The organism is Providencia sp. PROV188, assembly GCF_027595165.1.
GTDB lineage: Bacteria > Pseudomonadota > Gammaproteobacteria > Enterobacterales > Enterobacteriaceae > Providencia > Providencia lanzhouensis.
Genome location: NZ_CP097291.1, coordinates 3,122,709 through 3,149,311, shown reverse-complemented (window position 1 = coordinate 3,149,311; position 26,603 = coordinate 3,122,709). Strand labels below are relative to the sequence as shown.

The 26,603-nt window shown below is 44.1% G+C and carries 20 protein-coding genes; 9 read left to right on the top strand and 11 right to left on the bottom strand.

Translation table 11 applies throughout. The features are described 5' to 3' along the window. Positions 1-191 precede the first annotated feature (191 nt). Complete coding sequence (gene tolC / locus M5X66_RS14395; protein WP_036956271.1) at positions 192-1,574, bottom strand: outer membrane channel protein TolC; 1,383 nt, start codon at positions 1,572-1,574, stop codon at positions 192-194. 308 nt (positions 1,575-1,882) lie between these two features. Here tolC and nudF point away from each other — a divergent pair, with 308 nt between their 5' ends. The 7 genes from nudF (at position 1,883) to ftsP (ending at position 10,969) form a co-directional block, all read left to right on the top strand. Then, entirely contained in the window at positions 1,883-2,521 is a 639-nt protein-coding gene (gene nudF / locus M5X66_RS14390) for an ADP-ribose diphosphatase (RefSeq protein WP_036956272.1), read from the top strand. 133 nt (positions 2,522-2,654) lie between these two features. Continuing rightward, entirely contained in the window at positions 2,655-3,494 is an 840-nt protein-coding gene (cpdA, locus tag M5X66_RS14385) for a 3',5'-cyclic-AMP phosphodiesterase (protein WP_154637125.1), read from the top strand. Beyond that, positions 3,494-4,084 (top strand): esterase YqiA, encoded by a 591-nt coding sequence (yqiA, locus tag M5X66_RS14380; protein ID WP_036956274.1) that lies wholly within the window; start codon positions 3,494-3,496, stop codon positions 4,082-4,084. The genes cpdA and yqiA overlap by 1 nt, the downstream gene beginning before the upstream one ends. Before the next feature lie 118 nt (positions 4,085-4,202). Next, positions 4,203-6,098, top strand: coding sequence for a DNA topoisomerase IV subunit B (gene parE, locus M5X66_RS14375; RefSeq protein WP_036956276.1), 1,896 nt, complete (start codon positions 4,203-4,205; stop codon positions 6,096-6,098). Between the two features lie 36 nt (positions 6,099-6,134). Further along, entirely contained in the window at positions 6,135-8,390 is a 2,256-nt protein-coding gene (parC, locus tag M5X66_RS14370) for a DNA topoisomerase IV subunit A (protein ID WP_036956278.1), read from the top strand. 56 nt (positions 8,391-8,446) lie between these two features. Then, positions 8,447-9,175 carry a 1-acylglycerol-3-phosphate O-acyltransferase gene (locus M5X66_RS14365; RefSeq protein ID WP_036956280.1) on the top strand — a complete coding sequence of 243 codons (729 nt, stop codon included), beginning with the start codon at positions 8,447-8,449 and terminating at the stop codon, positions 9,173-9,175. A 378-nt stretch (positions 9,176-9,553) separates the two neighbouring features. Continuing rightward, complete coding sequence (gene ftsP, locus M5X66_RS14360) at positions 9,554-10,969, top strand: cell division protein FtsP (protein WP_036956282.1); 1,416 nt, start codon at positions 9,554-9,556, stop codon at positions 10,967-10,969. Between the two features lie 50 nt (positions 10,970-11,019). Here the strand turns inward: ftsP and M5X66_RS14355 are convergent, their stop codons facing one another. Beyond that, a complete protein-coding gene (locus M5X66_RS14355) occupies positions 11,020-11,634 on the bottom strand; it encodes a LysE family translocator (protein ID WP_270103675.1) in 615 nt (204 codons plus the stop codon). A gap of 202 nt (positions 11,635-11,836) precedes the next feature. On the opposite strand from M5X66_RS14355, the gene folA reads away from it, so the two are divergent. Then, positions 11,837-12,331 (top strand): type 3 dihydrofolate reductase, encoded by a 495-nt coding sequence (gene folA, locus M5X66_RS14350; RefSeq protein ID WP_036956287.1) that lies wholly within the window; start codon positions 11,837-11,839, stop codon positions 12,329-12,331. A gap of 79 nt (positions 12,332-12,410) precedes the next feature. On the opposite strand, the gene apaH is transcribed toward folA, so the two are convergent. The 6 genes from apaH to lptD form a co-directional block, all read right to left on the bottom strand. Then, a complete protein-coding gene (apaH, locus tag M5X66_RS14345; protein ID WP_036956289.1) occupies positions 12,411-13,238 on the bottom strand; it encodes a bis(5'-nucleosyl)-tetraphosphatase (symmetrical) ApaH in 828 nt (275 codons plus the stop codon). Positions 13,239-13,240: 2 nt separating this feature from the next. Then, positions 13,241-13,618 (bottom strand): Co2+/Mg2+ efflux protein ApaG, encoded by a 378-nt coding sequence (gene apaG, locus M5X66_RS14340; protein WP_036956291.1) that lies wholly within the window; start codon positions 13,616-13,618, stop codon positions 13,241-13,243. A gap of 18 nt (positions 13,619-13,636) precedes the next feature. Then, positions 13,637-14,446, bottom strand: a complete 810-nt coding sequence (rsmA, locus tag M5X66_RS14335; RefSeq protein ID WP_036956293.1) for a 16S rRNA (adenine(1518)-N(6)/adenine(1519)-N(6))-dimethyltransferase RsmA — start codon at positions 14,444-14,446, stop codon at positions 13,637-13,639. After that, a complete protein-coding gene (gene pdxA, locus M5X66_RS14330; RefSeq protein ID WP_036956416.1) occupies positions 14,443-15,435 on the bottom strand; it encodes a 4-hydroxythreonine-4-phosphate dehydrogenase PdxA in 993 nt (330 codons plus the stop codon). The genes rsmA and pdxA overlap by 4 nt, the downstream gene beginning before the upstream one ends. Continuing rightward, complete coding sequence (gene surA / locus M5X66_RS14325; protein ID WP_036956295.1) at positions 15,416-16,738, bottom strand: peptidylprolyl isomerase SurA; 1,323 nt, start codon at positions 16,736-16,738, stop codon at positions 15,416-15,418. Before surA ends, pdxA begins: the two co-directional genes overlap by 20 nt. A gap of 68 nt (positions 16,739-16,806) precedes the next feature. Then, complete coding sequence (gene lptD, locus M5X66_RS14320) at positions 16,807-19,167, bottom strand: LPS assembly protein LptD (protein ID WP_195848049.1); 2,361 nt, start codon at positions 19,165-19,167, stop codon at positions 16,807-16,809. 204 nt (positions 19,168-19,371) lie between these two features. On the opposite strand from lptD, the gene djlA reads away from it, so the two are divergent. Continuing rightward, entirely contained in the window at positions 19,372-20,187 is an 816-nt protein-coding gene (djlA, locus tag M5X66_RS14315; RefSeq protein WP_036956297.1) for a co-chaperone DjlA, read from the top strand. Positions 20,188-20,258: 71 nt separating this feature from the next. Here djlA and rluA read toward each other — a convergent pair whose 3' ends face one another. The 3 genes from rluA to M5X66_RS14300 all read right to left on the bottom strand — a co-directional run bounded on the left by rluA (position 20,259) and on the right by M5X66_RS14300 (position 26,600). Then, entirely contained in the window at positions 20,259-20,909 is a 651-nt protein-coding gene (rluA, locus tag M5X66_RS14310) for a bifunctional tRNA pseudouridine(32) synthase/23S rRNA pseudouridine(746) synthase RluA (protein ID WP_132496533.1), read from the bottom strand. Positions 20,910-21,008: 99 nt separating this feature from the next. Then, entirely contained in the window at positions 21,009-23,915 is a 2,907-nt protein-coding gene (rapA, locus tag M5X66_RS14305; protein WP_154609932.1) for an RNA polymerase-associated protein RapA, read from the bottom strand. A gap of 333 nt (positions 23,916-24,248) precedes the next feature. Next, entirely contained in the window at positions 24,249-26,600 is a 2,352-nt protein-coding gene (locus M5X66_RS14300) for a DNA polymerase II (protein ID WP_036956303.1), read from the bottom strand. Positions 26,601-26,603: the final 3 nt, after the last annotated feature.

The window sequence follows — 26,603 nt, the reverse complement described above, 5'->3', positions numbered from 1 at the left end:
ACTATAGTCTCAATTAACCTCAGTCAGAATTGACTGAATTTTAAGAATTAGATGAATAAATAATACGGTAAGTTATTCATTATTTAGAGAACAGACAAATTCGCGTTATTTTAAAATAAGTGTCTGGATGATCGAGCTAAAAAAATAGCCCGCCATTTGGGCGAGCTATCTTCATCGACTAAATTAAATGATTATTTAATTTGGGGTGCAGTCGAGTTGCGAATAATGCTGTCAGGTGAAGTTTGGATCTCTTTACCTAAGCTAGCATTTAAACGAGCAATATCATCTTCGTTTAACGTACCACGCGCAAATTCGATGTTCAGTTGGTTGATCATATAATCGTAACGGGCGTTAGACAGGTTTTGCTTCGCTTGATACAGCGCAGTTGTTGCTGTTAACACGTCAACGATAGTACGAGTACCCACTTGGTAGCCAGCTTCCATTGCATCTAATGAGCTCTGGGCTGAAACAACAACTTGTTTATAAGCGTTGATGCTACTGATTGATGATGTCACGTTGTTATACGATGAACGAACCAATTGGATGACGTTACGGTAAACGCTTTCCAGTTGTTCACTCGCACTTTGGAAACCATATTGTGCCTGTTCAACTTGTGAACTAACCATTCCACCTGAATATAATGGCAGGCTTAAGGTTAAACCAATGCTGTTTTGGCCATTGTAGCTGTTATTTGCGCCACCGGTACGATCGTAACCGCTACCGTGGTTATAAGTGTTTGCTACGCTAGTTGATGCATCTAAGCCTACAGTTGGCATATGACCAGTTTCTGCTAAACGGATGTTTTCACGAGAAACGTCTTGCGCTAAGCGGGCGCTCAGTAAGCTCAGGTTACGTTGTTCGGCTTCTTTTAAGATAGATTCAACATCGTCTGGATTAGCAGTTTTGAAGCGGTCGATATTTAAAGACGCTAACTGGCTGTAGTAAACACCACTGACTTGGCGAAGTTTTTCAACCGCGTTAACTAAATCATTGCGACCTGCGACTTCTTGTGCAATCACGCTATCGTAATTTGCACGGGCGTTTTGCACGTCAGTGATTGCGACTAAACCGACGTTAAAACGTTGCGTTGTTTGGTCTAACTGGCGGTAAACCGCTTCTTTGTTGGCTTGGATGTAAGATAACGCATCAATGGCTTTCAATACGTTAAAATAAGCCGTTGCGGTATCTAAAATAAGCTGTTGCTGGCTTGTCTGATAGGTAACATCAGAAATTCCTGCGGTTTTTTCTTGAAGATCCAACTGACGCCATTTTGACATATCAAATACAATCTGGGTCAATTTCAATGATGCATTAAGACCTGTGCTTTCTGTGTTGCTAGCATCACGGTAACCGCTGCCATAGGTTGCTCCAGCGCCTAAGCCTAATTGCGGTAACAGCGGGCTACGTGCTTCATTGATTTTCTCAAAAGCTTGATTACGCTCAGCAAATGATTTTCTGAGTTCCGGGTTACTCTCTTTGGATTTTTGGTAAACCTGAAGTAAATCTTCTGCGTAACTATTAGCACTGAGACCCACAAAACTCATCGCAATAAAAAGGGGAAGCAGTTTCTTCATTTTGATTCCTTGATTAAACAGCAAATTATATGGAGCCTGTTGTCTAAAACTTATCATGTTAAGGACGATGATAGGCTGTTGGAACTCTGAAAAGAGAGACCGTTCTCAAAACAGACCCTATTGTTGCTCATAAATTTGAATAATGGCGCACATTGTAACAGAGGTGTGGCACGGAAAACGGTAGCCTTTTGTGCCATTTAGTCTCAATTTGTTTAAACATTACCTCATCTAAGGTTAAAAAACCTTAAAAACTGATTTAATCCTTTCATCTTTGTTAGTATAAAAATGAAAGGATTAGGAGACTATCAATGAATAATAAAATCGAAAATCCGATTAAATACAGTAAAAATGATATTGAAATTATATCTAAGCGTAAATTATTTAACGGTTTTTTTCAAATGATTGAATATCGATTTAAACATCGATTATTTGAGGGGGGCTGGAGCAAAGAAATTGTTCGCGAAGTGTTTGAAAGAGGGCATGCGGGGGCAATACTGCCTTATGATCCACAAACCGATAATGTCGTATTAATCGAGCAAATTCGATTCCCTGCTTTTGAATCAAGCGAAACGCCATGGTTGTTAGAGATAGTGGCGGGAATGATTGAAGACAACGAATCCCCTGAAGAGGTGGTTCGTCGCGAATCAACGGAAGAAGCGGGTCTCACTATTGAACGCATAGAAAAATCGATTAGCTATTTATCAAGCCCTGGTGGCACCAGCGAGCGGATTCATGTTTTTGTTGGAGAGGTCGATAGCTCGTTGGCAAAAGGCATTCATGGCTTAGCCTCAGAAAATGAAGATATCCGAGTGCATGTCGTGAGCCGAGAGCAAGCTTATCAATGGGTTGAAGAGGGCAAAATTGATAATGCGGCAACCGTGATAGCCATTCAATGGCTACAACTGAATCACCAAAAGCTGCAAGAAAAATGGGTGAAACTGATTTAAATAACCATTAATCTAGTGAAGTGTGTGCTGATTAGCAGATATTGAATGGATAGTTAGGTTAAAATCAGTGACCTATGTACTTGATGGTTTAGGTGATAATACTTAGCGCTATTTTTAAGGATAAAGGAATACTTTGGACAGCCAGCTTAAAGTGACTGCTAATAACCCTAAAGTTATTAGAATCTTACAAGTTACTGATACGCATCTTTTTGCTGATACGGAAAACACCCTTTTAGGGATCAATACTTACCGAAGCTATCAGGCGGTACTTGATGCGATTGCAGAACAAAACTTACCTGTCGATTTAATCGTCGCCACAGGGGATCTCGTTCAAGACCAATCACCTAAAGCCTATCAACATTTTGCGGCTGGGATTGAACGCATTCCTGCACCTTGTGTTTGGCTACCTGGAAATCACGATTATCCCCCTGCGATGGTCGGTACCTTAAAAATTGCCGGTATTTCGAGTGCGAAGCAGGTCTTTATTGGTGATGACTGGCAAATTTTAATGCTAGATAGCCAATTACAAGATGTTGCTCATGGCGAGCTTTCTGAGCAGCAACTGGAATGGATGAAGCTGTGTTTAGACGAGCAGCCGACACGCACGACACTGATTATGCTGCATCATCATCCATTACCTTCAGGCTGCACTTGGCTAGATCAGCACAGTTTACGAAATTCACATATTTTGGCGGACTATCTTAAAAGCTACCCCAATGTGAAAGCGATGCTATGTGGACATATTCACCAAGAGATGGATGAAAACTGGCACGGCATCCGCCTGTTAGCAACGCCATCGACCTGTGTACAGTTCAAGCCACACTGTACCAACTTTGCTTTAGATACGGTTGCTCCAGGCTGGCGCTATCTAGAATTAACGGTGAATGAGCAAGGGGAAAAAGTGATTGAAACCCAAGTTTATCGTTTAAATACTCAGGAATTTAGTCCTGACTTTGATTCAGATGGTTACTAATGGCAACATTACTGTATATTCATGGATTCAATAGCTCTCCACAGTCTGAGAAAGCAAATAATCTTAAACAGTGGTTGGCAGTGCATTATCCTCAAATCAATATGATTGTTCCGCAATTGCCTAATTTTCCGCAGCAAGCGACAAAATTACTCGATGATATTCTTGCTGAACATCAGCATGAAAAAATCGGTTTAGTGGGTTCTTCATTGGGTGGTTATTTTTCCATTTATTTTTCTGAGCGCTACCAAATTCCCGCAGTATTAGTGAACCCAGCGGTACGTCCGTTTGATTTGCTCAGCGATTATCTTGGGGAAAATACCAATCCATATACCCATGAAACGTATGTGTTAGAACCCAAACATATGCATGAATTGAAGGCGTTGCATCTCGAAAAGATACGTTCACCAAACTTACTTTGGTTATTGCAGCAAATGGGGGATGAGGTACTTGATTATCGTCAAGCCGTTGCCTATCTTTCAGAGTGTAAGCAAACGGTGGAACCGGATGGGGATCATGCATTTGTTGGGTTTGAACGTTATTTCCCGCAGATCATTCGCTTTTTGTCTCTGGTTGATAACGCAGAGAAATAGTGCGAAAACGCCAATACACTGTTATTATCAACAGTAATTCACTGATTGAATATACCCAATCTTCTTGAATTATTTAGGGTATAGTTCAATTAATCATCTATTACCGCAGAATGACAACATGACTCAATCTAGTTATAACGCAGAGGACATTGAAGTTCTCAGTGGTTTGGAGCCTGTTCGCCGTCGTCCTGGCATGTATACCGACACCAGCCGACCGAACCATTTGGCTCAAGAAGTAATTGATAACAGTGTCGATGAAGCCTTAGCTGGACATGCCGGACACATCCAAGTGATTTTATACCCCGATCAATCCCTCGAAGTGATTGATGATGGGCGTGGTATGCCTGTTGATATCCACCCAGAAATGAAAGTCTCCGCGGTTGAACTGATTTTAGGACAACTGCATGCTGGGGGAAAATTCTCCAATAAAAACTATCAATTTTCGGGTGGTTTGCACGGTGTTGGTATCTCCGTGGTCAATGCGTTATCAAAGCGTATTGAAGTCACCGTGCGCCGTGATGGCCAAGTTTATCAAATTGCGTTTGAAAATGGCGAAAAAGTCGAAGATTTACAAGTCATTGGTACTTGTGGCAAACGCAACACTGGAACCAGTGTCCATTTCTGGCCTGATGAAAGCTATTTTGATAGCCCGCGTTTCTCCGTTTCGCGTTTAACTCATAACTTAAAAGCAAAAGCCGTTTTATGCCCTGGCGTACAAATTACGTTTAAGGATCTGCTCAATGAAACTGAGCAAAGCTGGTGCTATAGCGATGGGTTAACCGATTACTTAATGGAATCGGTGGATGGCTTTGAAGCGCTGCCTGCCAAGCCATTTACAGGTGAATTCTCTGCTGAAGTTGAAGCCGCTCAATGGGCGCTATTATGGTTACCCGAAGGTGGTGAGCTACTGACGGAAAGCTACGTTAACTTGATCCCAACAGCGCAGGGCGGTACTCACGTTAATGGGTTACGCCAAGGCTTACTCGATGCGATGCGTGAATTCTGTGAATTTCGTAATATTTTGCCGCGTGGAGTGAAGCTATCTGCGGATGATATTTGGGATCGCTGCGCCTATGTTTTATCTGTGAAAATGCAAGATCCGCAATTTGCAGGACAGACGAAAGAGCGCCTTTCTTCCCGTCAATGTGCAGCGTTTGTTTCTGGTGTGGTGAAAGATGCCTTTAGCTTATGGCTAAACCAGAATGTTCAAGTTGCTGAGCAATTGGCTGAAATGGCGATTTCTAGCGCCCAGCGTCGCCTGCGTGCGGCGAAAAAAGTGGTGCGTAAGAAACTCACGAGTGGCCCAGCATTGCCGGGTAAATTAGCGGATTGTAGCTCTCAAGATCTCTCCATGACAGAACTGTTCTTAGTGGAAGGGGACTCGGCAGGTGGATCGGCGAAACAAGCTCGTGATCGTGAATATCAAGCCATCATGCCGCTGCGCGGTAAGATCCTCAATACGTGGGAAGTTTCTTCAGATGAGGTTTTAGCCTCCCAAGAAGTTCACGATATTTCTGTCGCGATTGGTATGGATCCTGATAGCGAAGATATTTCTCAGCTACGATATGGGAAAGTCTGTATCCTCGCGGATGCGGACTCCGATGGACTGCACATTGCCACATTGTTGTGCGCCTTGTTTGTGCGCCATTTCCCTAAATTGGTCAAAGAGGGGCATGTCTATATGGCAATGCCGCCACTGTATCGTATCGATTTAGGCAAAGAGACTTACTACGCATTAGACGAAAGTGAAAAAAATGCGGTATTGGAAAGATTAAGCCGTAAAAAAGGCAAACCAAACGTCCAGCGCTTTAAAGGACTGGGTGAAATGAACCCGCCACAATTGCGTGAAACGACGTTAGATCCAAATACTCGCCGCCTCGTTCAGTTAACTATCGATGATGATAATTACACAGAAACTATGTCGAAGATGGACATGCTTCTGGCTAAAAAACGCTCGGAAGATCGTCGTAACTGGCTGCAAGAAAAAGGCGATACGGCAGAAATTGAGGTCTGATCATAATCGGATGAATAAGAGTAAGGAACGTATTGAATGAGTGAAATTACTCATGACGGTGTGGAGCGTTTACCGCTTCATGCCTTTACTGAAAACGCCTATCTGAACTACTCGATGTACGTCATCATGGATAGAGCGTTGCCATTTATCGGCGATGGACTTAAACCTGTTCAGCGCCGAATTGTGTATGCCATGTCCGAATTGGGGCTGAGCAACACGGCAAAATATAAGAAATCAGCCAGAACCGTCGGTGACGTATTAGGTAAATATCATCCGCATGGTGATAGCGCCTGTTATGAAGCGATGGTGTTGATGGCGCAGCCATTCTCCTACCGTTATCCTTTGGTTGACGGTCAAGGAAACTGGGGGGCTCCAGATGATCCGAAATCCTTCGCTGCGATGCGTTATACCGAGTCTCGCTTATCAAAATATGCAGAAGTTCTGCTCAGCGAATTAGGTCACGGCACCGTTGATTGGGTACCTAACTTTGACGGTACATTAAATGAGCCGAAAATGTTGCCTGCCCGTCTGCCAAATATTTTATTAAATGGTACCACGGGGATTGCCGTGGGTATGGCGACCGATATTCCACCACACAATGCCCGCGAAGTGGCAAGTGCGCTGGTGGCACTACTGGAAAAACCAAAGTTAAATCTTGATGAGATTATGCAGTTTATTCCGGGGCCTGATTACCCAACGGAAGCTGAAATTATCTCTTCACCGGAAGATATCCGTAAGGTTTACCAAAACGGTCGTGGCTCAGTGCGTATGCGTGCGGTATGGGAGAAAGAAGATGGTAATGCGGTAATCACAGCGCTGCCTCATCAAGTTTCCGGCGCTAAAATCCTTGAGCAGATTGCAAACCAGATGCGCGCGAAAAAGCTGCCAATGGTCGAAGATCTACGTGATGAATCAGATCATGAAAACCCAACGCGTTTAGTGATCGTTCCGCGCAGCAACCGCGTGGATCTTGATCAAGTGATGACCCACTTGTTTGCAACGACAGATCTTGAAAGAAGCTACCGTGTTAACTTAAACATGATTGGCTTAGATAACCGTCCGGCAGTGAAAGGATTGGTTGAGATCCTTACCGAGTGGATCACGTATCGTCGTCAAACAGTACGCAATCGCTTAAACCACCGTTTAGAAAAAGTATTAAGACGCCTACATATTTTGGATGGTTTACTCATCGCTTATTTGAATATCGATGAAGTCATTGAAATCATTCGTAATGAAGATGAGCCAAAAGCCGTCTTAATGTCGCGCTTTAATATTAGCGATACCCAAGCCGAAGCGATTTTAGAATTAAAACTACGTCACTTAGCGAAACTTGAAGAGATGAAAATTCGCGGTGAACAGGATGAATTAGCCAAAGAGCGCGATGAGTTACAAGCTATTTTAGGCTCAGAAGCTCGTTTGAATACCTTGATTAAGAAAGAGATTCAGGCAGATGCTAAAGCTTATGGTGATGATCGTCGTTCGCCGCTGCAAGAGCGCGAAGAAGCCAAAGCGCTTAGCGAGCATGAAATTCTGCCTTCGGAGCCGATTACTGTCGTCTTGTCTGACATGGGCTGGGTGCGTAGTGCGAAAGGGCATGATATCGAGCCAAGTAATCTGAGCTACAAAGCGGGGGATAGCTTCAAAGGCGCCGCCCGTGGTAAGTCTAATCAAGCGGCGGTATTCCTTGATACCACTGGACGTAGCTATTCTGTCGATCCGCTGGAATTACCTTCTGCACGTAGCCAAGGTGAGCCGTTAACAGGGAAATTAACACTTCCACCGGGCGCGACGATTGAGCATGTGCTGATGGCGCCGGAAGAGCAGAAATACTTAATGGCGTCTGATGCGGGTTATGGTTTTATTTGCACCTTTAATGATTTGGTGACGAAGAATAAAACCGGTAAGGCGTTGATGTCGTTGCCTGAAAATGCAAAAGTAATGGCGCCGATTGAGCTAAATAACGAAAAAGAAGATTTGTTATTAGCCATCACGAAAGCCGGTCGCATGTTATTATTCCCTGTATCTGACCTTCCGCAATTATCCAAAGGGAAGGGGAATAAAATCATTAATATCACAGGGGCGCAAGCCGCAAGTGGTGAAGACCTACTGGTTTGGTTAATGGTGATCCCACCTCGAGCCTCGATCACACTCTATTTTGGTAAGCGTAAACTGAAATTTAAATCAGAAGACTTACAGAAATACCGTGCAGAGCGTGGACGTAAAGGTACATCGTTACCGCGTGGTTTACATAACATTGAACGTATTGATGTTGATTCTGTGGATACAGAGTAAAAATAACAATAATTCAAGGGCTTGGTTAAAGCCCTTTTCATAAGTTAAGGAATATTATGCTAGCGCTAATTAGAGCTATCATTGTGATCATATTTACGATTTGTGTGTGTGTAGGTGGCAGTATCTACTGCCTATTTAGCCCACGAAATCCAAGACATGTGATGACGTTTGGTCGTATGTTTGGGCGTTTGTCCCATGTGTTCGGTATTAAAATGATTGACCGTGTTCCGGCTAAGGCAAAGGATTACGGTCCAAGTATTTATATCGGTAACCACCAAAATAACTATGACATGGTCACTATGTCGAATGGTGTTCAACCAAGAACCGTTACTGTGGGTAAAAAAAGCCTTGTTTTGATCCCATTCTTTGGCTTCTTGTATTGGATCACGGGAAATATTTTGATTGACCGTGGTAACCGTTCGAAAGCCCATAACACTATTTCCCAAGTTGCCGAGCAGATTAAATCTCGTAAGATTTCAGTCTGGATGTTCCCTGAAGGAACTCGTAGCCGTGGTCGTGGTTTACTGCCATTTAAAACGGGCGCATTCCATGCTGCGATTGCTGCTGGTGTGCCAATTGTGCCTGTTTGTGTGTCTACTACACAAAACAAAATTAGCTTGAACCGTTGGAATAATGGTCATGTGATTATTGAAATGTTGGATCCGATAGATACCTCGAAATACTCTAAAGATCAGGTTCGTGAGCTGTCGGAATATTGTCATGACTTGATGGAAGCTAAAATTAAAGAGTTAGATAAAGAAGTTGAAGAGCTGAATAAACGCTAATCTCCATACTTTTACTAAGTTCTATGATTTTACTAAGTTAATTGATATCGATAGTGGGGAGGTCATTCAGAACTTCCCACTATGTTATTCTGGCGATGTTATTTTCACTGCGAGACTTTTGCTCCACTATTTTCTCCGTCATATAATCCCACTCGTAATTATTACCACTCAAATTTATTATATTTTAATTATTGATACATATATTTTTAGAATTCTATGCCCTTTCGCGATATGATGGCTCGCAAATTTGTCGCAAGATAAATTATTGAATTCCAAATAGTGGTATCACCAGCACATACCTAAAAATACTCGTATAAATCACTAATTTATAATGATTTATTAAAATAATTTGCTGGTTTTTTATTTAGCGGAGAATCTATGTTATTCAGTCGTTGCCGATCATTGCTGATTAGCGGGTTGGCTGTGTGCTTATTGCAGGTATCAACTTATGCGAGTGCAGAAGGAACGACCGCACTCCCTGTTCCACCCTTGCTAGAATCCCGTTCGGGACAGCCACTCTTTTTAACATTACAAAAAATCCATTGGTCTTTCGATGGTAAATATTCAGCGGAAGTTTTAGGGATTAATGGTTCTTATCCTGGACCCACTATTCGCGTAAAAAACGGAGATGACCTCAAATTAATCTATAGCAATAGATTACCGGATGCCGTTTCAATGACGATTAGCGGGTTGCAGATCCCCGGCACGCAAATTGGTGGTGCAGCGAGACAAATTTCGCCAAATGCAGATTGGTCACCGGTGATCCCTATTCGCCAAAATGCGGCAACGCTTTGGTATCACGCGAATACCCAAGGTAAAATGGGACAGCAAATCTACAATGGTTTACTGGGAATGTGGATTATTGATGATGATTCCACAAAAGAGTTACGTTTACCAAAACATTACGGCGTAGATGATTTCCCGATTATTATTCAAGACAAACGTTTGGATAACTTTGGCGTTCCTGAATATCACACTGATGAGAATGGATTCCTCGGGGATACATTAGTGGTTAACGGTGTGCAAGATCCCTACATTGAAGTTTCTCGTGGTTGGGTACGTTTAAGATTATTAAACGCGTCTAATTCCAGACGCTATGTGATGAAAATCAGCGATGGCCGTCCTTTCGTGATGATAGCATCAGACCAAGGATTGCTAACGGTGCCTGCCAGCGTACAAGAACTTTCACTTGCACCGGGAGAACGTCGTGAAGTGCTGATTGATATGGCAAAAACGGCTGAACTGACGATTACAGCAGGGGAATCTGCCTCGTTGATGGATCGCGTAAAAGGGCTATTTGAACCGTCGAATAATTTAATTTCCACCAATGTGCTAACCATCAAAGCGACGGGATTAATGTCATTGGTGACGGATGATGTTCCAAAACAATTAGTTTTGGATACGACACAGATTACCTCCTCGATTACTAACCGTGATATCCAACTAAATGATCCAGTAGGCATCAATGGCGTAAAATTGGATACGGGGCGTGTGGATATTACTTCTCGCCAAGGCAGTTGGGAGCGTTGGAATGTCAGCAGTCAACAGCCTCAATCTTTCCACATTGAAGGTGTTCGCTTTAAAGTGATCAACTGTAATGGGCAGCCAGCTCAGCCAGATAACTTTGGATGGAAAGATACGGTTTGGATTGATGGGCGCTGTGAACTACTTGTGCAGATGCTGCAGCCGTCTTACAACCATTTCCCATTCCTGTTTTATAGCCAAAACCTTGAAAAAGCAGATTTAGGCTCAGTAGGACAACTGGTTATTACACCTGAAGATGGTAGTAACTAATTGAAACATTAGAAAAAGCCCGCAATTAGCGGGCTTTTTTACGTTAAAGATTAGCTTAATGCTACGCGTATACCGAATGCTACTAGCACCACGCCAAGGACTTTATCCACATATTTTTGTACTTTCGCTAGCCCTTTTCTAACGGGGGCACTTTGAATTAAGCACACCAAAATTGGCCAGTAAATCACAGCAAGACCCCAAATAATAAAGGCGAACCAGAGCTTTTCTGAGAATGTCGAATCCACACTAAGCATTTGAGTAAAAATCGCTAAGAAGAATAAAGTTGCCTTAGGATTTAAGACGTTACATAAGAAACCTTGCATGAACGCTTTTTTGAATGTGACATGCTCATGTTGATTGCTCATTAAATCAACACTCTGAGCCTTTTGCGGCATCAGGCTTTTAATCCCAATCCAGATTAAATACGCCGCGCCAGCATATTTAAGAATATTAAATAACCATGGCGTGGTGGTAATCAACACGGCGAGCCCTGCCACGCAATAAGACATATGAAGTGCAATAGCAACGATAATACCGAAGGCGGTCATCATGGCTGCGGAACGTTGGTAACGCGCTGCATTCTTGATAATTAAAAAGAAATCTGGACCTGGTGAGATCATGCCAAGGGCGGCAATCGTCGCGACCATGATACTGGTCTGATACATAATGTAATCTCTTTATTTTAGGTTGAACTAAACTGAGTAATAAGGGACTAAAAGCGTTGTAAACATCGTTTAGTGCATTGACTTGAGTCGTTCGAGTATAAGGGATTGAGTGGTATTTAAGGAAGATTAAATTTAGTCGACGAAGTATGTCTGTTTCCGTATAGTGTGCACAATTTTTATATTTCGTTTCTAAGGTGGTTAGATGAATATTAGCTTAATCGCAGCAATGGCGTTCGATCAGGTTATCGGCATGGAAAATGCGATGCCTTGGAATTTACCAGGTGATTTGGCGTGGTTTAAGCGTCAAACATTGAATAAACCTGTGATTATGGGACGCGTGACTTATGAAGCCCTAGGTCGTCCTTTACCGCAGCGTGTCAATATTGTTTTAAGTAGCCAAGCAGGCACAGAAACTGGTGTTATCTGGGTTAAATCAGTTGAAGAAGCATTAGAAGCCGCGAAGGCAGTTGAAGGTGCTGATGAGATTATGGTGATTGGTGGTGGTAAGGTTTATCAACAATTCCTTCCAATGGCGAATAAACTCTATTTGACTCACGTGGATGCTGAAGTGATTGGGGATACACATTTCCCTGCTTACGAGCCTGATGAATGGGACTCTATTTTCACTGAATATCATGAGGCAGACGAAGCGAATAGCCACGGTTTCTGCATTGAAGTTCTGACTCGTCGCGTTTAACCGTCGCTGCTCTAGTCAACAAAAATGGCACTGTTAGGTGCCATTTTGCTATCTATCATTTGGTATCTAGAGTAAACACTCACTCTTTGCGACGTTTCTGGTGAGATTTCTGTCTATGGAATGTTTTAGTTTCCCAGTGAAGTAGCGTTAAATCCCCTCCCCAGCAACAGCCAGTATCCATCGCATACACATGTTCCGGTGTAAACTTACCTTCCAATGATGCCCAATGACCAAAGAAAATGGCGTAATCTTCAGGGAATTGACTTGGTAGAGAAAACCACGGCTTCAGTGGAGCAGGAGCTTTAGCTGGGCTCTCTTTACAGATCATGTCCAGTTGCCCATTTGGAAAACAATAACGCAGGCGGGTGAGGGCATTGGTGCTGTAGCGTAAACGCGCCAATCCCATCAAACTTTCAGACCAATTGTTTGGCATGTCGCCATACATAGAGTCAATAAATAGCGGATATGCATCGCTTGAAAGCACGGCTTCCACTTCGCGAGCGCACATTTTTGCGGTTTCGAGATCCCACTGTGGCGTAATGCCAGCGTGGGTCATGACCATTTTTTGCTCTTCATCGACTTGTAAAAGTGGCTGACGGCGTAACCAATTGATGAGTTCATCGATATCGGGCGCATTAAGTAGCTCATCAAGATGGTCTTTAGGCTTATTGCGACTGATTTTGCAGTAGATACCAATTAAATGTAGGTCATGGTTGCCTAACACTAATCGTGCTGATGAGCCTAAACTTTTCACATAGCGTAAGACTTGCAATGACTCGGGTCCACGAGCAACAAGGTCACCCGTTAGCCACAATGTATCTTGCTGTGGATCGAAATTCACGCTATCGAGAAGTTCCCGCAGCTCACGATAACAACCGTGTATATCACCTACAATGTATGTGGACATAATTAATTAATCAGTGTTGGGATAGCGAGGCGAAATGCAGGAATATCAACATGAAAATGATTTCCTTGATCGCTCAGCATAACGTAATAGCCTTCCATCGTACCCATTGGTGTTTCTAAGATAGCACCGCTGGTATAGCGATATTCTTTGCCCGGTAGGATAACGGGTTGTTCACCCACCACGCCTTCACCTTGCACTTCAGTTTTACGGCCATCACTATTGGTAATGAGCCAGTAACGGCTCATTAACTGTATAGGAATTCGCCCTAAATTGCGGATACAAATAGTATACGCAAAGACAAAACGGGCAATGTCGGGCTGGGATTGGCTTTCTATGTAGACACTTTGAACTTGGATGCTCACATTGGGATCATTCAGCATAGTGCCTCCTCAGATTCTCTATTCCGATAAATTACACAGATAGTTTGCCATCTTACAATAGTGCTCAACGGAGATATTCTCAGCGCGCGTTCCCGGGTCGATACCCAGTTCGGTTAACTGCTCAACGCTGAATAAATCCCCAAGACTATTGCGGATAGTTTTACGACGTTGGTTAAATGCTTGGGTTGTAATACGGCTCAATACTTTAATATCCTTCACTGGGTATGGATTTTCCTTGTGAGGGATCAATCTTACTACCGCAGAGTCCACTTTTGGTGGTGGCGCAAAGGCAGTAGGCGGAACTTCAAGCACAGGAACAACATTGCAGTAATATTGCGCCATTACGCTTAAACGACCGAAAGCTTTGCTTCCAGGACCTGCTACTAATCGATTAACCACTTCTTTTTGCAACATGAAATTCATGTCGGAAATTTGGTTGGTGAATGTAAACAGGTGGAACATCAACGGTGTTGAGATGTTATAAGGCAAATTACCAAATACGCGTATTGGCTGTCCAGCTTGTTTCGCCAGTTCACCAAAATCGACAGTCATCGCATCTTGCTGGATGATGGTTAGCTTGTCTTTCAGCTGTGGATGGACATGCAGACGAGCAGCAAGGTCGCGGTCAAGTTCGACAACCGTCATTTTATCCATGCGGCTGCCAACAGGTTCAGTTAATGCACCAAGACCCGGACCAATTTCTACAATGGCTTGTCCTGGTTGTGGGTGCATTGCATCTACAATACTGTCGATAATAAATTGGTCAGTTAAAAAGTTCTGCCCGAAACGTTTGCGGGCAAGGTGCCCCTGATGGACTCGATTATTCATGAATTCTTTTGTGTCATTTGGATAGCTAATTTCAATGCGGTGATGAAACTGCCCGCATCGGCTTGACCCGTACCTGCTAATTCAAGCGCTGTGCCGTGATCGACGGAAGTACGGATAAATGGCAGACCAAGGGTAATATTTACCGCTCTGCCGAAACCTTGGTATTTTAACACAGGTAGCCCCTGATCGTGATACATCGCTAATACGGCGTCTGCATCGGTTAAATACTTCGGTTGGAAAAGCGTGTCTGCGGGTAAAGGACCGATTAAGGTAATACCTTGTTTACGCAAGGTTTCTAGGGCTGGAATGATGGTTTCAATCTCTTCCATTCCCATATGTCCGCTTTCTCCGGCATGAGGGTTAAGCCCACAAACATAAATGTGCGGGTTTTCAATACCAAACTTGGTTTGCAGGTCATGATGCAAAATGGTGATCACTTCATGCAAGCTTTGTTGGGTAATTGCCTCGGAGACATCTTTTAGCGGCAGGTGCGTGGTCGCTAAAGCGACACGTAATTCTTGTGTTGCAAGCATCATCACAACGCGGTCACAGTGGCTTCTATCTGCGAAAAATTCGGTATGTCCACTAAATGGAATACCAGCGTCATTGATAATGCCTTTGTGAACAGGCCCCGTTACGATGGCAGAAAATTCACCATTCAAACAGCCATCACAAGCGCGGGCTAAAGTTTCAGTAACATATTCACCATTACGAACATCGAGTTTTCCAGCTTCTGCCAGTACACTCAGTGAAACGGGAACAATCGATAACTGCCCTGCGACGGAAGTCTGTGGCTGTTTTGCATCATATTCGCGTAATGTTAGCGGTAAATTGAGAGTTTTAGCGCGTTGAATAAGCAGGTCTGGGTCTGCGCAAGCCACAAGCTCGACAGGCCATGCCTGCTGAGCGAGTTGGATCAGAAGATCTGGGCCTACCCCGGCAGGTTCACCGGGGGTGATGACGATTGGCTTATTTTGCTTGTTCATCATTAGATTGGCTTTGGCGACCATCAACGATATTCACATAAGCCGCAGCGCGTTGTTCTTGCATCCAAGTCTGCGCTTCTTCGTTAAACTTACGATTGAACAGTAAACGGTACGCTTGATCTTTCTTCGCGGCATCAGTTTTATCAACGCTGCGAGTATCTTCTAACTGAATTAAGTGCCAGCCGAAACTTGAAGGTACAGGTTGGCTGATTTCACCTTTTTTCAGTTTCATCAGTGCATCACGGAATGCAGGGTCGTAAACATCAGGCATATTCCAACCTAATTCCCCACCTTTTAATGCACTACCTGGATCTTCGGAGTTTTCTTTAGCCGCTTCTTCAAATGAAATTCTGCCGTTACGGATCTCTTGAGCCAGTTGAGTCAGTTTTTGTCTTGCTGTTGCATCATCCATAATTGGTGATGATTTCAGTAAGATATGACGCGCTTTCACTTCGGTGACGGATATTGGCTGGTGAGTATCACCAGTAACGTCATTGACACGTAAAATATGGAAGCCTACACCAGAACGAATTGGACCAACGATATCGCCTTTCTTCGAGTTTTTCAGTTGGTCAGAAAAGACCACTGGCAGCTCTTGCAAACGTGACCAACCCATGTTTCCACCTTTCAGTGCTTGAGGGTCAGCAGAGTAAGCAATCGCTAATTTACCGAAATCAGAGCCTTTTTTCAGGTCAGTTAAGATTTTATCAACTAACGATTCTGCTTTTGATAACTGTTCTGGCGTTGGGTTCTCTGGCAGTGGGATCAGAATGTGGCTTAAATTTACGCCTTTCTGAGCATTCATTTGAGAATCCATTTGCTCAGCTAATGCATCAACTTCCTGAGGCAAAATGGTGATACGGCGGCGAACTTCGTTATTACGCACTTCCGCTAACAGCATTTCCTTACGGATTTCGCTGCGGTATTTGCCCATATTGATACCATCCGCAGTCAGGCGTTTTTCCATCTGCGGTAAGGTTAAATTGTTTTGGCGAGCAATATCCGCGATAGTCGCATTCACAGCTTCTTCAGGGATATTAATCTGCATTTGGTTAGCCATCTGCAACATGATGTTATCCATAACCAAACGGTCGATGATTTGCTGGCGCAGGGTTTGATCATCAGGAACTTGTTGATTTGCATTACGTGCATTCAACTTCACTGTATTGATCATATTCTGGACGTCGCTTTCAAGTACAACTCCGTTGTTGACAACCGCAGCCACTTTATCCATTTGCTGTGGCGCAGCTAAACTTGCAGAGCTTGCGAACATCAGTCCCAGAATAAGCGTTCTCCAATTCTTCATAATGGTCCTATAAAATTGACTTTTATTCCGCATATGCGGGCTAATCGTGATCGTTATGTTGTTTGTTATCAGAAAGCACGTTGATAAGGAATAATACCTTGTTTCAACATCTCCTGACTACCTAAACTATGATTGTTATTTAGGCCTCTAAGTTCCACGTTGATAGACCATTTATTGTCATATTCACTGCTGAACTTCTCATTTTGCCAACCCACAATCTTACGTTCATACCCTAAATTCACCGCCCAACAGCAGGCATTGTACTGTAATCCGACAAGCTGGCTGGCAGATTGTTGCTGTTTGGTATCGTAATAATACGAGCCGACAAAGCCCCAGTTATCACTTAATGGCCAACTTACCACGGTACCTACTTGGGAAATACCTTGTTGATATTCTGGTAATTTATATACCTTCTCATTATCTTTTTGATATGTAGCTTGGATATAGTCACGGTCAACAAAACGGTAATTGAGCTGAATCAGTCTGTCCGCATCAAAGCGATACTCGGTGACCGCATTTCCCATGGTGATGTTGCCAAGGCGGCGGTCATACTGTAAGTTCCCACTAATGCCCCAGTTTTCATCAATGTGCCACATGGCATCCGTTGCCCACAGCAATGATCCTGTGTCACTCTTATCATCAATTTTTCGCGTTGAATTCCCCGCACGAGGGCGCTCTAAATAGTAAATTTGCCCGACGGAGAAATTGAAGCGTTCAGCTAAGTTTTCATCATAAATACGGGTGGTTAAACCAGTTGTGAATTGGTTCGCAGAAGCGATACGATCTAAACCACTGTAAATACGGTCACGGAATAAGCCCGAATAATCAGATTGTAATAATGATGAGTCGTAGTTATTGATATTGTCCTGATCTTTATACGGAATATATAAATACTGAACTCGTGGCTCTAATGTTTGAACAAAATCACTGCCTTGGAATAAGTCGCGCTCAAATACCACCTTCGCATCACTCTTAAACATAGGCAGCACGCGGGTGACATTTTTATCTAAGGCGCTATTTTCTTGGGCTTTGGGGATATCTTGATCATAGTGAGTAGCAAATAGCCTTACACTGTTATTCATCTGCGCCCAACCGTTAGACAGCGGCATGCTGACTTCTGGCTCGATATGCAAACGGGTTGCATCTGGGTTATTTTCACCTACGCTGGTAAAACGTGCAGCTTGTGCGTAGGTATGGAAATCCAACATACCGACGTCATTTTGGTAATAGTTAAAATCGATTTGTGGCTCAGCTTTATAAGCACGACGGTTCGGGTCATCAACGAAGATTTGGAACTGTTTGTGAGACACTTTCATGTTCCAATTGGTATCAGAATAGCCGACGTTAAATTTCTGGGTGGCATAGCCATCAGTGGTGCTACCATACTGAGAGCTAAAATCAGTAAAGTATTGACGGTCACTTACTTTGGTGTAGTCGGCACCAAAGTTCCAGTGCTGAGCAAAGGTCCCTGAGTGGCGCCAGTAGAATAACCAGCGGTCATCGCTGTCACGGGCATCACGCTTACCATTTTCTTTATCTTTAATATAAGCACGATCGTGGTTAATAAAGTCAAATGCGATGGTCCCCGTACCTGGTGTGATTAAATAACGGAATTCGTTATTTAATTTTACGCCTCGGTGGGTCATAAATTGTGGCGTAATCGTCGCATCGTAATTTGGTGCGATGTTCCAATAATACGGCAGCGTGAACTCTAACCCGTCGTTGTTTGAATAGCTTCCCATTGGGATTAAGAAACCAGAACGGCGCTTGCTACCAATCGGTAACTGCATATATGGGCTATAGAACACAGGCACATCTGCGATACGGAAACGAGCATGCCAAATTTCTGCGACTTCTTCTTCGCGGTCAATAATCACTTCAGAGCCAGCAACGCTCCATGTATTACTGCCCGGTAAGCAGCTGGTGAAAGTCCCGTTTTCCATAATGGAATAGCGGTTTTCACCTCGCATTTTCATTTTTTTCGCGTCACCGCGACCTTGACGACCTACCATCATGTAGTTACCGTCATCAACGTCAGTGTTTTTATTATCTAAGTTTGACCACGCTGAAGGGCCTTTCAGGATAATTTGAGGGTCATCGTAATGGACATTCCCCGTCGCCGTCACTTCACGAACCGGTTCTTCACCCTCTTTTTGGGTTTGTGTCAGTTTAACGTTATCTGCTGTGAGAGTCTGGTTGCCCTGCTGAATATCAACGTTACCAGTATATTCGACAAAATTAGGGTATTCCCCTGTGACGTCGTCAGCTTGAATCTCAATCGGTAAGCTATTTTGATCACCAGAGATAATAGGTTTGTCATAAACAGGCACCCCAAGCATACATTGTGCTGCAAGATCAGCATGTGCTTGCTGGCTATAAATAGCCGCCCATACCATGGTGGCGATTATTGTGGGATAACTTTTCTTCATCATTAAATAGGGAGTCCGTCAAATGGGCACAGTCGGCAAACGCTCAAAGACTATCTTAGCCAACCCGTTTTCGCCAGTATAATATCAAAACTGGAATAAACGTAGTTAGCAACTTGTTAGGTTCTTTATCGTTATGCACAAAAGCAGAATGGATAGTATGATAATGCAAAATTGCATTCTGAGCATTGAAGAATTGAGGGATATATGCACTATTGGGGTAAAATTATTGGGGTGATACTCGCTATTGTCTCCGGTTTAGGGTTTTGGGGAGCATTAGCCGGCTTACTGATTGGGCACGGTTTTGATAAGGCTTCGGCTCAACGTAAGTTCGCTGGCGCCTTCAATAAGCGCGACAGACAAATTATTTTCTTCGCAAGTACCTTTCAAATATTAGGGCATTTAACCAAGTCAAAAGGGCGTGTCACCGAGACTGATATCCAGTTAGCATCGAACCTGATGGACAGAATGCAACTGCACGGAGAAACTCGCAAAGCCGCTCAACAAGCCTTTAGAGAGGGGAAATCCCCAGACTTTCCACTGCGTGATGTTCTTAAACAATTACGTATGGCTTGTTATGGTCGTTTTGACCTTGTTCAGATGTTTCTGGAAATTCAATTACAAGCTGCTTTCGCGGATGGAACCCTACATCCTAACGAACGAAAAGTGCTATTTATTATTGCGGAAGAGCTGGGTATCTCCCAAATTCAGTTTGAGCAATTCTTAGATATGATCCAAAGCGGTCGCCAGTTTGGTCATGGTTATTCTCAGCAGCAGTCTGGAGGCTATTACCAACAAAATAATGGCCCTACGCTGGAAGATGCCTGTAAGGTACTTGGGGTTTCCGTCGATGATGACCCAACGAAAATTAAGCGAGCGTACCGTAAGCTGATGAGTGAGCATCATCCCGATAAGCTCGTTGCTAAAGGTTTACCGCCAGAGATGATGGAAATTGCTAAGCAAAAAGCACAGTCAATTCAGGCGGCTTATGATCTTGTTAAAAAAGAGAAGGGTTTCAAATAACTTCAGTTTTTAAATAACTTAAGCTTTTAAATAATTGAAGCGCTTAAACCAGCCTAAGCGCTTCAATCAGATTAGAAATCTGGCGGGCAAGTAAAATGCATTGGTGTGCCATACTCAGGATGAGTGATATACAGCTCCTGCGCATGTAACTGCAAACGTGGTGCTAATGCCAATGCTTCTTCATGGGCATAAAATCTGTCACCAAGAATAGGGTGTCCCAGTGCGAGCATATGGACACGTAGCTGATGAGAGCGTCCCGTAATTGGCGAAAGTTTGACTCGCGTTGCCTGCTCTTCATATTCTAAAACTTGGTATTCGGTTTGGGCCGATTTTCCGGTTTCAAAACAGACTTTCTGCTTAGGGCGATTCGGCCAGTCACAAATTAGCGGTAAATCCACCAAACCCTCAGGTTTTTCCAAATGACCCCACACGCGAGCCACATAGTGTTTTTTCGGCTCCCGCTCCCTAAACTGACGCTTGAGTTCACGCTCAGCCGCTTTATGCAGAGCGACAACCATAACGCCACTGGTTGCCATATCTAAACGGTGAACGGACTCCGCCGCAGGATAATCCCGCTGAATACGGCTCATGATGCTGTCATGGTGCTCAGGGGCTTTCCCTGGTACAGAAAGCAAGCCGCTAGGTTTATTGACTACAATAATATGCTCGTCTTGGTAGAGTATATGTAGCCATGGTTCAGTAGGGGGATTATAGGGTAACATTTCTTTTATCCTTCATTCTTCACACTGTAGCGGTGTTGGCTGCTATCAGCCAGCACCGCTGTAACTCGCATAATCTCGGGGAGTGTCGAGCTATATTCTCTACTGATGCGTGACAACCACTAAGCGGATAGCGTCGAGGCGCCATGAAGCTTGGTCGATGTTGGTCATCAATTGGCGACGCTCTTCCTCGATAATATCGAGTTCTTCATCACGGATATTTGGGTTAACCGCTTTCAGCGCTTCCAAGCGAGACAGTTCCAAAGTCAGGGCTTTATCAGCGGCTTCTTTGGCATTCTCAATAATGGATTTTGCTTCTTTCTCGACCATCGGTTCAGAGAGGCGTAATACAGAATGCACCTCGTTTTGTACGGCATTGACTAACTTGCTCGCCATATGACGGTTGATGGCATTTAATTGGCGGTTAAAACTCTCAAACTCCACTTGTGAAGATAGGTTATTACCTTTTAAATCAATCAATAAGCGAACTGGGGTCGCCGGTAAGAAACGGCTGATTTGCAGCTGTTTCGGAGCCTGAGCTTCTACAACATAAATCAGTTCGGTCAGCAAGGTGCCTACTGGCAACGCTTTGTTTTTCAACACAGAAACTGCGCAGCTACCCGTATCGCCGGATAACACTAAATCCAAACCGTTACGAATAATCGGATGTTCCCAGCTAATAAACTGCGTATCTTCGCGGGAAAGCGCTTGTTCGCGGTCAAAAGTGATAGTACAGCCATCTTGCGGCAATCCTGGGAAATCAGGCACTAACATATGGTCGGATGGCGTGAGGATAATTAAGTTATCGCTCTTATCTTCTTGGTTGATCCCAACGATATCAAACAGGTTCAGTGCAAAGTTAACCAGCTCAGTCTCGTTATCGCCTTCACCAATCTCTTCGGCTAATTTATTACCGGCTTCACCGCCATTTGAGTGCATTTCCAGCAAACGGTCACGACCTTGCTCTAACTGCGCTTTGAGTGCATCGTGCTCTTCGCGGCAGGTTTTAATAAATTCATCAAACCCGTCAGTGATGGTTGGCTCAGCCATAAATTGCAGCAATTGTTGGTAATATTTATCGTAAATAGTACGACCGGTAGGGCAAGTATGCTCAAAAGCATCTAAACCTTCATGGTACCAACGAATTAATACGGCTTGTGCGGTATTTTCCAAGTAAGGCACGTTGATCACGATATCGCGGCTTTGACCAATACGATCCAAACGACCAATACGCTGCTCAAGCAAGTCAGGGTTGAATGGCAGGTCAAACATCACTAATTGGTTAGCAAACTGGAAGTTACGACCTTCTGAACCAATTTCAGAACACAGCAATACCTGCGCGCCTTCTTCTTGTGAAGCAAAGTATGCAGCAGCACGGTCACGTTCTAACAGGGATAAACCTTCGTGGAATACCGCCGCACGGATCCCTTCACGCTCACGCAGAACTTGCTCAAGTTGCAGTGCTGTAGCGGCTTTGGCACAGATAACCAGTACTTTTTCATGACGATTTGCGGTTAAGAAGCCCATCAGCCATTCAACTCGTGGGTCGAAGTTCCACCAAGTGGCGTTTTCACCTTCAAATTCTTGGTAGATTTGTTCTGGATACAGCATCTCTTTTGCGCGAGTTTCTACATCCTTTTTCGTGCCCATAATGCCAGCGACTTTGATTGCCGTTTGGTATTGAGTTGGCAGTGGCATTTTTAAAGAATGCAATTCACGGCGTGGAAAGCCTTTGACACCATTACGGGTGTTTCTAAATAACAGGCGGCTAGTACCATGTCTGTCCATCAGCATATGGATCAGTTCTTGGCGAGCGGCTTGGCTGTCATCGCCTTCAAGATTAGCGGCTTTTAATAACGGCTCAACATCTTGTTCTTTGATAAGCTCGCTGAGCAGGTTTTGCTGGTCATTCGTCAGTTTATCGCCAGAAAGTAGCAGTGAAACCGCATCGGCGACAGGGCGATAATTTTCTTGCTCGGCTAAGAACTCTTGATAGTCATGGAAGCGGCTAGGGTCAAGGAGGCGCAAACGCGCAAAGTGGCTCTCTTGACCTAATTGCTCGGGTGTTGCCGTTAGCAGTAAAACAGAAGGAACATGCTCTGCTAAGGTTTCAATCACTTGATATTCACGGCTTGGGGCAGTTTCGCTCCATTGCAGATGGTGAGCTTCATCGACGACCATCATGTCCCAGCCCGCTTCGACGAGTTGGTCAAAACGCTGTTTATTACGACGAACAAAATCTAGAGAACACAGGACTAATTGTTCAGTTTCAAATGGGTTATCGCTGTCGTGTTGGGCTTCGCTGTAGCGGCTATCATCAAACAGGGAAAAACGCAGGTTAAAACGGCGCAGCATTTCCACCAGCCATTGATGCTGTAAGCTATCTGGGACAATGACCAATACTCGCTCAGCACGACCTGCCATCAATTGTTGATGGATTATCATACCCGCTTCGATGGTTTTCCCTAAGCCCACTTCATCCGCCAGTAAAACTCGCGGATTGTGGCGCTTACCGACTTCGTTAGCAATATGCAACTGATGCGGGATCAAACTCGCGCGGATACCACGCAGACCCGTAGATTGGTGTTTAACTTGTTCGCTTTGGAATTTACGTGCACGAAAACGCAGCGCAAAACGATCCATACGATCGATTTGACCGGCGAACAGTCTATCTTGTGGCTTATTAAACGTTAGCTTGCTATCAAGGAACACTTCTCTCAGGCTGACATCCGCTTCTTGGGTGTCTAAACGTGTTCCTGTGTAGGTCAATAACCCTTTATCTTCTTGAATACTTTCAACTTGTAGCTGCCAACCTTCGTGACTGGTGATGGTATCACCTTCGTTGAACATCACTCGGGTAATTGGGGCATCACTACGTGAGTACAGTCGGTTTTCCCCAGTGGCAGGGAAAAGCAACGTCACCATACGGGCATCAATAGCCACGACGGCGCCTAACCCAAGTTCGCTTTCTGTGTCGCTGATCCAGCGTTGACCAAGAGTAAATGGCATAGGTTTAATTTAATTCCATAATTTTGATTGTTTATTTTTAGATGTTTAAGACAACTAACCGGTGTCTTTGCCCAGTGTTGATATAACGGTTATATACCAAGGGTGATGCGAAATTTTTTAATCGTTTTGCCGTTTGGCAATTATAGCTCTTTTCTCTTTCGAGTCGCGTTGCTCGAATTATGATGAGTATAGCCGATTTTCTCGCCAAGCTGTGTGTATAACAGGTCGAGATATCAAAGGGGCGTTATATTAATTCAACATTCGCTTATCGTCACCTGTTAAAAATGCGGCAATTGTAATAAGAATTGTACAATTCACGCTGTTCGTTAGGCTTTAAAACAAAAGATTAATTTGCCCTGTCAAAATGGCGTCAAAATCATCTTGCAGAAATGGCAGAATTCCATCGGCGATAGGTTTGATTTGCTTAAGAATATAGTGCTCATAGTCAGGTTTCGCGGTTACGGTCTCTAATGGCTCGGGACCTGCCTGAGTGATGATATAACTGATCCACCCCCCATTTTGATATTGCAATGGGCGCTGTAATTGCAAATTGTACTCATCGGCTTGGCGTGCGGCTCGTACATGAGGTGGCACATTACGTTGATAATCTGACAATTTACGCCGTAGGCGCTTGCGGTAAATCAAGCGATCGTCATATTCTCCTGAACGAATGGCATGAATATAGTCGCGAATAAATTCCCGATAAGGCTGGCGATAAAAAATGCGCGTATACAGCTCTTTTTGGAAGTTTTGAGCGAGAGGTGTCCAGTCTGAACGAATAGTTTCTAAGCCTTTAAAAACCATTGTATCTTGGCTTAAACCCGCATAGCGTTTTTTACTGCCTTGGTCTGTGCCTCTAATTGTTGGCATCAAAAAGCGCCGATAATGGGTTTCATACTCAAGCTCGAGCACACCATCAAGTTGCCACTCTTCTTTAAGATGCTGTTTCCACCAATTATTTACATGGTCACGCAGTTGATAGCCCACTTTTTGAGCTTGTTCATCAGTATGGGGATCTCGTAGCCAAACAAAGGTGGAATCGGTGTCCCCATAAATTACCTGATATCCTTGGGATTCAATCAATTGTTTGGTAATTCGCATAATTTCATGACCGCGCATGGTAATTGACGCGGTTAATCGTGGGTCAAAAAAACGGCATCCATCGGCACCCAAAACCCCCGCAAAAGCATTCATAATAATTTTGAGGGCTTGAGAAAGCGGGGCGTTTTTTTGCTGTTTAGCTTTATCACGACCTTGCCAAATATGGCTGACAATATCTGGCAAGCAATGGGTCGTACGGGAAAACCAAGCACCGCGAAATCCTTCAACAGAGTGTTCAGGTTCTGGGTGTGCAAGCCCTTCAATCATGCCTGCTGGGTCAATTAAAAAGGTGCGAATAATTGAGGGATAAAGGCTTTTATAATCAAGTACCAAAACGGAGTCATACAAACCCGGCTGAGAATCCATGACAAATCCACCGGGATTGAGCTGAAACTTTTGCTCACAGAGCGTTGGGGCAACAAACCCTAAGCGGTGTAGCCGAGGAATATATAAATGGGAAAAGGCGGCTACTGAGCCTCCCATGCGATCGGCGGCGAGCCCCGTGACCGTCGAGCGCTCTTGCAAGAACGCCATTAAATCGGTTTTCTCAAAGATGCGATGCACCAAAATACAGTCTTGAATATTGTAATGGGCGAGGGCGGGTTTATCGTGAGCAAAGCGGCGGTTAATTTCATCCATGCGATCATAAGGAGTATCAATCGCTTTCCCTTCGCCAAGCAGCTGCTGGGCAACGGACTCCAAGCTGAATGAGCTAAAACTCCATGTCGCCGATTTTAACGCATCAATACCATCAATAATTAAGCGACCTTCAGCAGAGGCAAAAAAGACACCTTGCTTAAAACCGTGTTCTCGCCATTCGAGTTTTTTCCCTTGCCGACCGAGCAACAGAGGGATGCCATAGCGCTCCGCATGCTTTTGTAAAACTTGCAAATCAAACTGGATCAGATTCCAACCGATGATGGCATCGGGATCGTACTGTTGCAGCCATTCGTTCAATTTTTCAAGTAATTGAGGGCGGCTGGTGGCATACACGAGTCGATGTTGATCATTCAGAGCAGGGCCTTGATCGGGTCCCAACATAAACACCACATTGTCACCGCAGCCAGATAACCCAATCGAATAAAGCTCCCCATGTTGGCTAGTTTCAATATCGAGAGAAACAGCATGCAGTGTCGGGCGATAACCTTCACAAGGTTTGAGTTGATATTTCCCCTGATGATTGCGAGAAAACCACACGGGAGCGGTAATAAAGCGCTCCATTAAATAACGCTCACAAGGGCGAATATCGGTTTCCAGCAGTTCAATGCCTAATGCTTGGCAGTTTTTATCTAGGTTTTGTAATTGACGATATTGCTGGCAATAGATGGCGTAGACTTTTTCGCGTTTGAAATCTCGCAGTTCCACGGATCGATAGCTGATATCAGCTTGTCCTTCAATTAAATGGCGTACTAGGGAAAACTTGGATTCAGGTAAAAACCCTACGGCTTGTTGATAGGGAACAATGACTTTTTGCGGTTTATTATCCGTGAGTAACCAATAGCTTACCTCGACACCGTAGCGGGTATCTCGCCAATGGCGGCTAAGAATAAAGCCTTTTTCAGCGGGGGTGTTTGACTGAGGCATAAA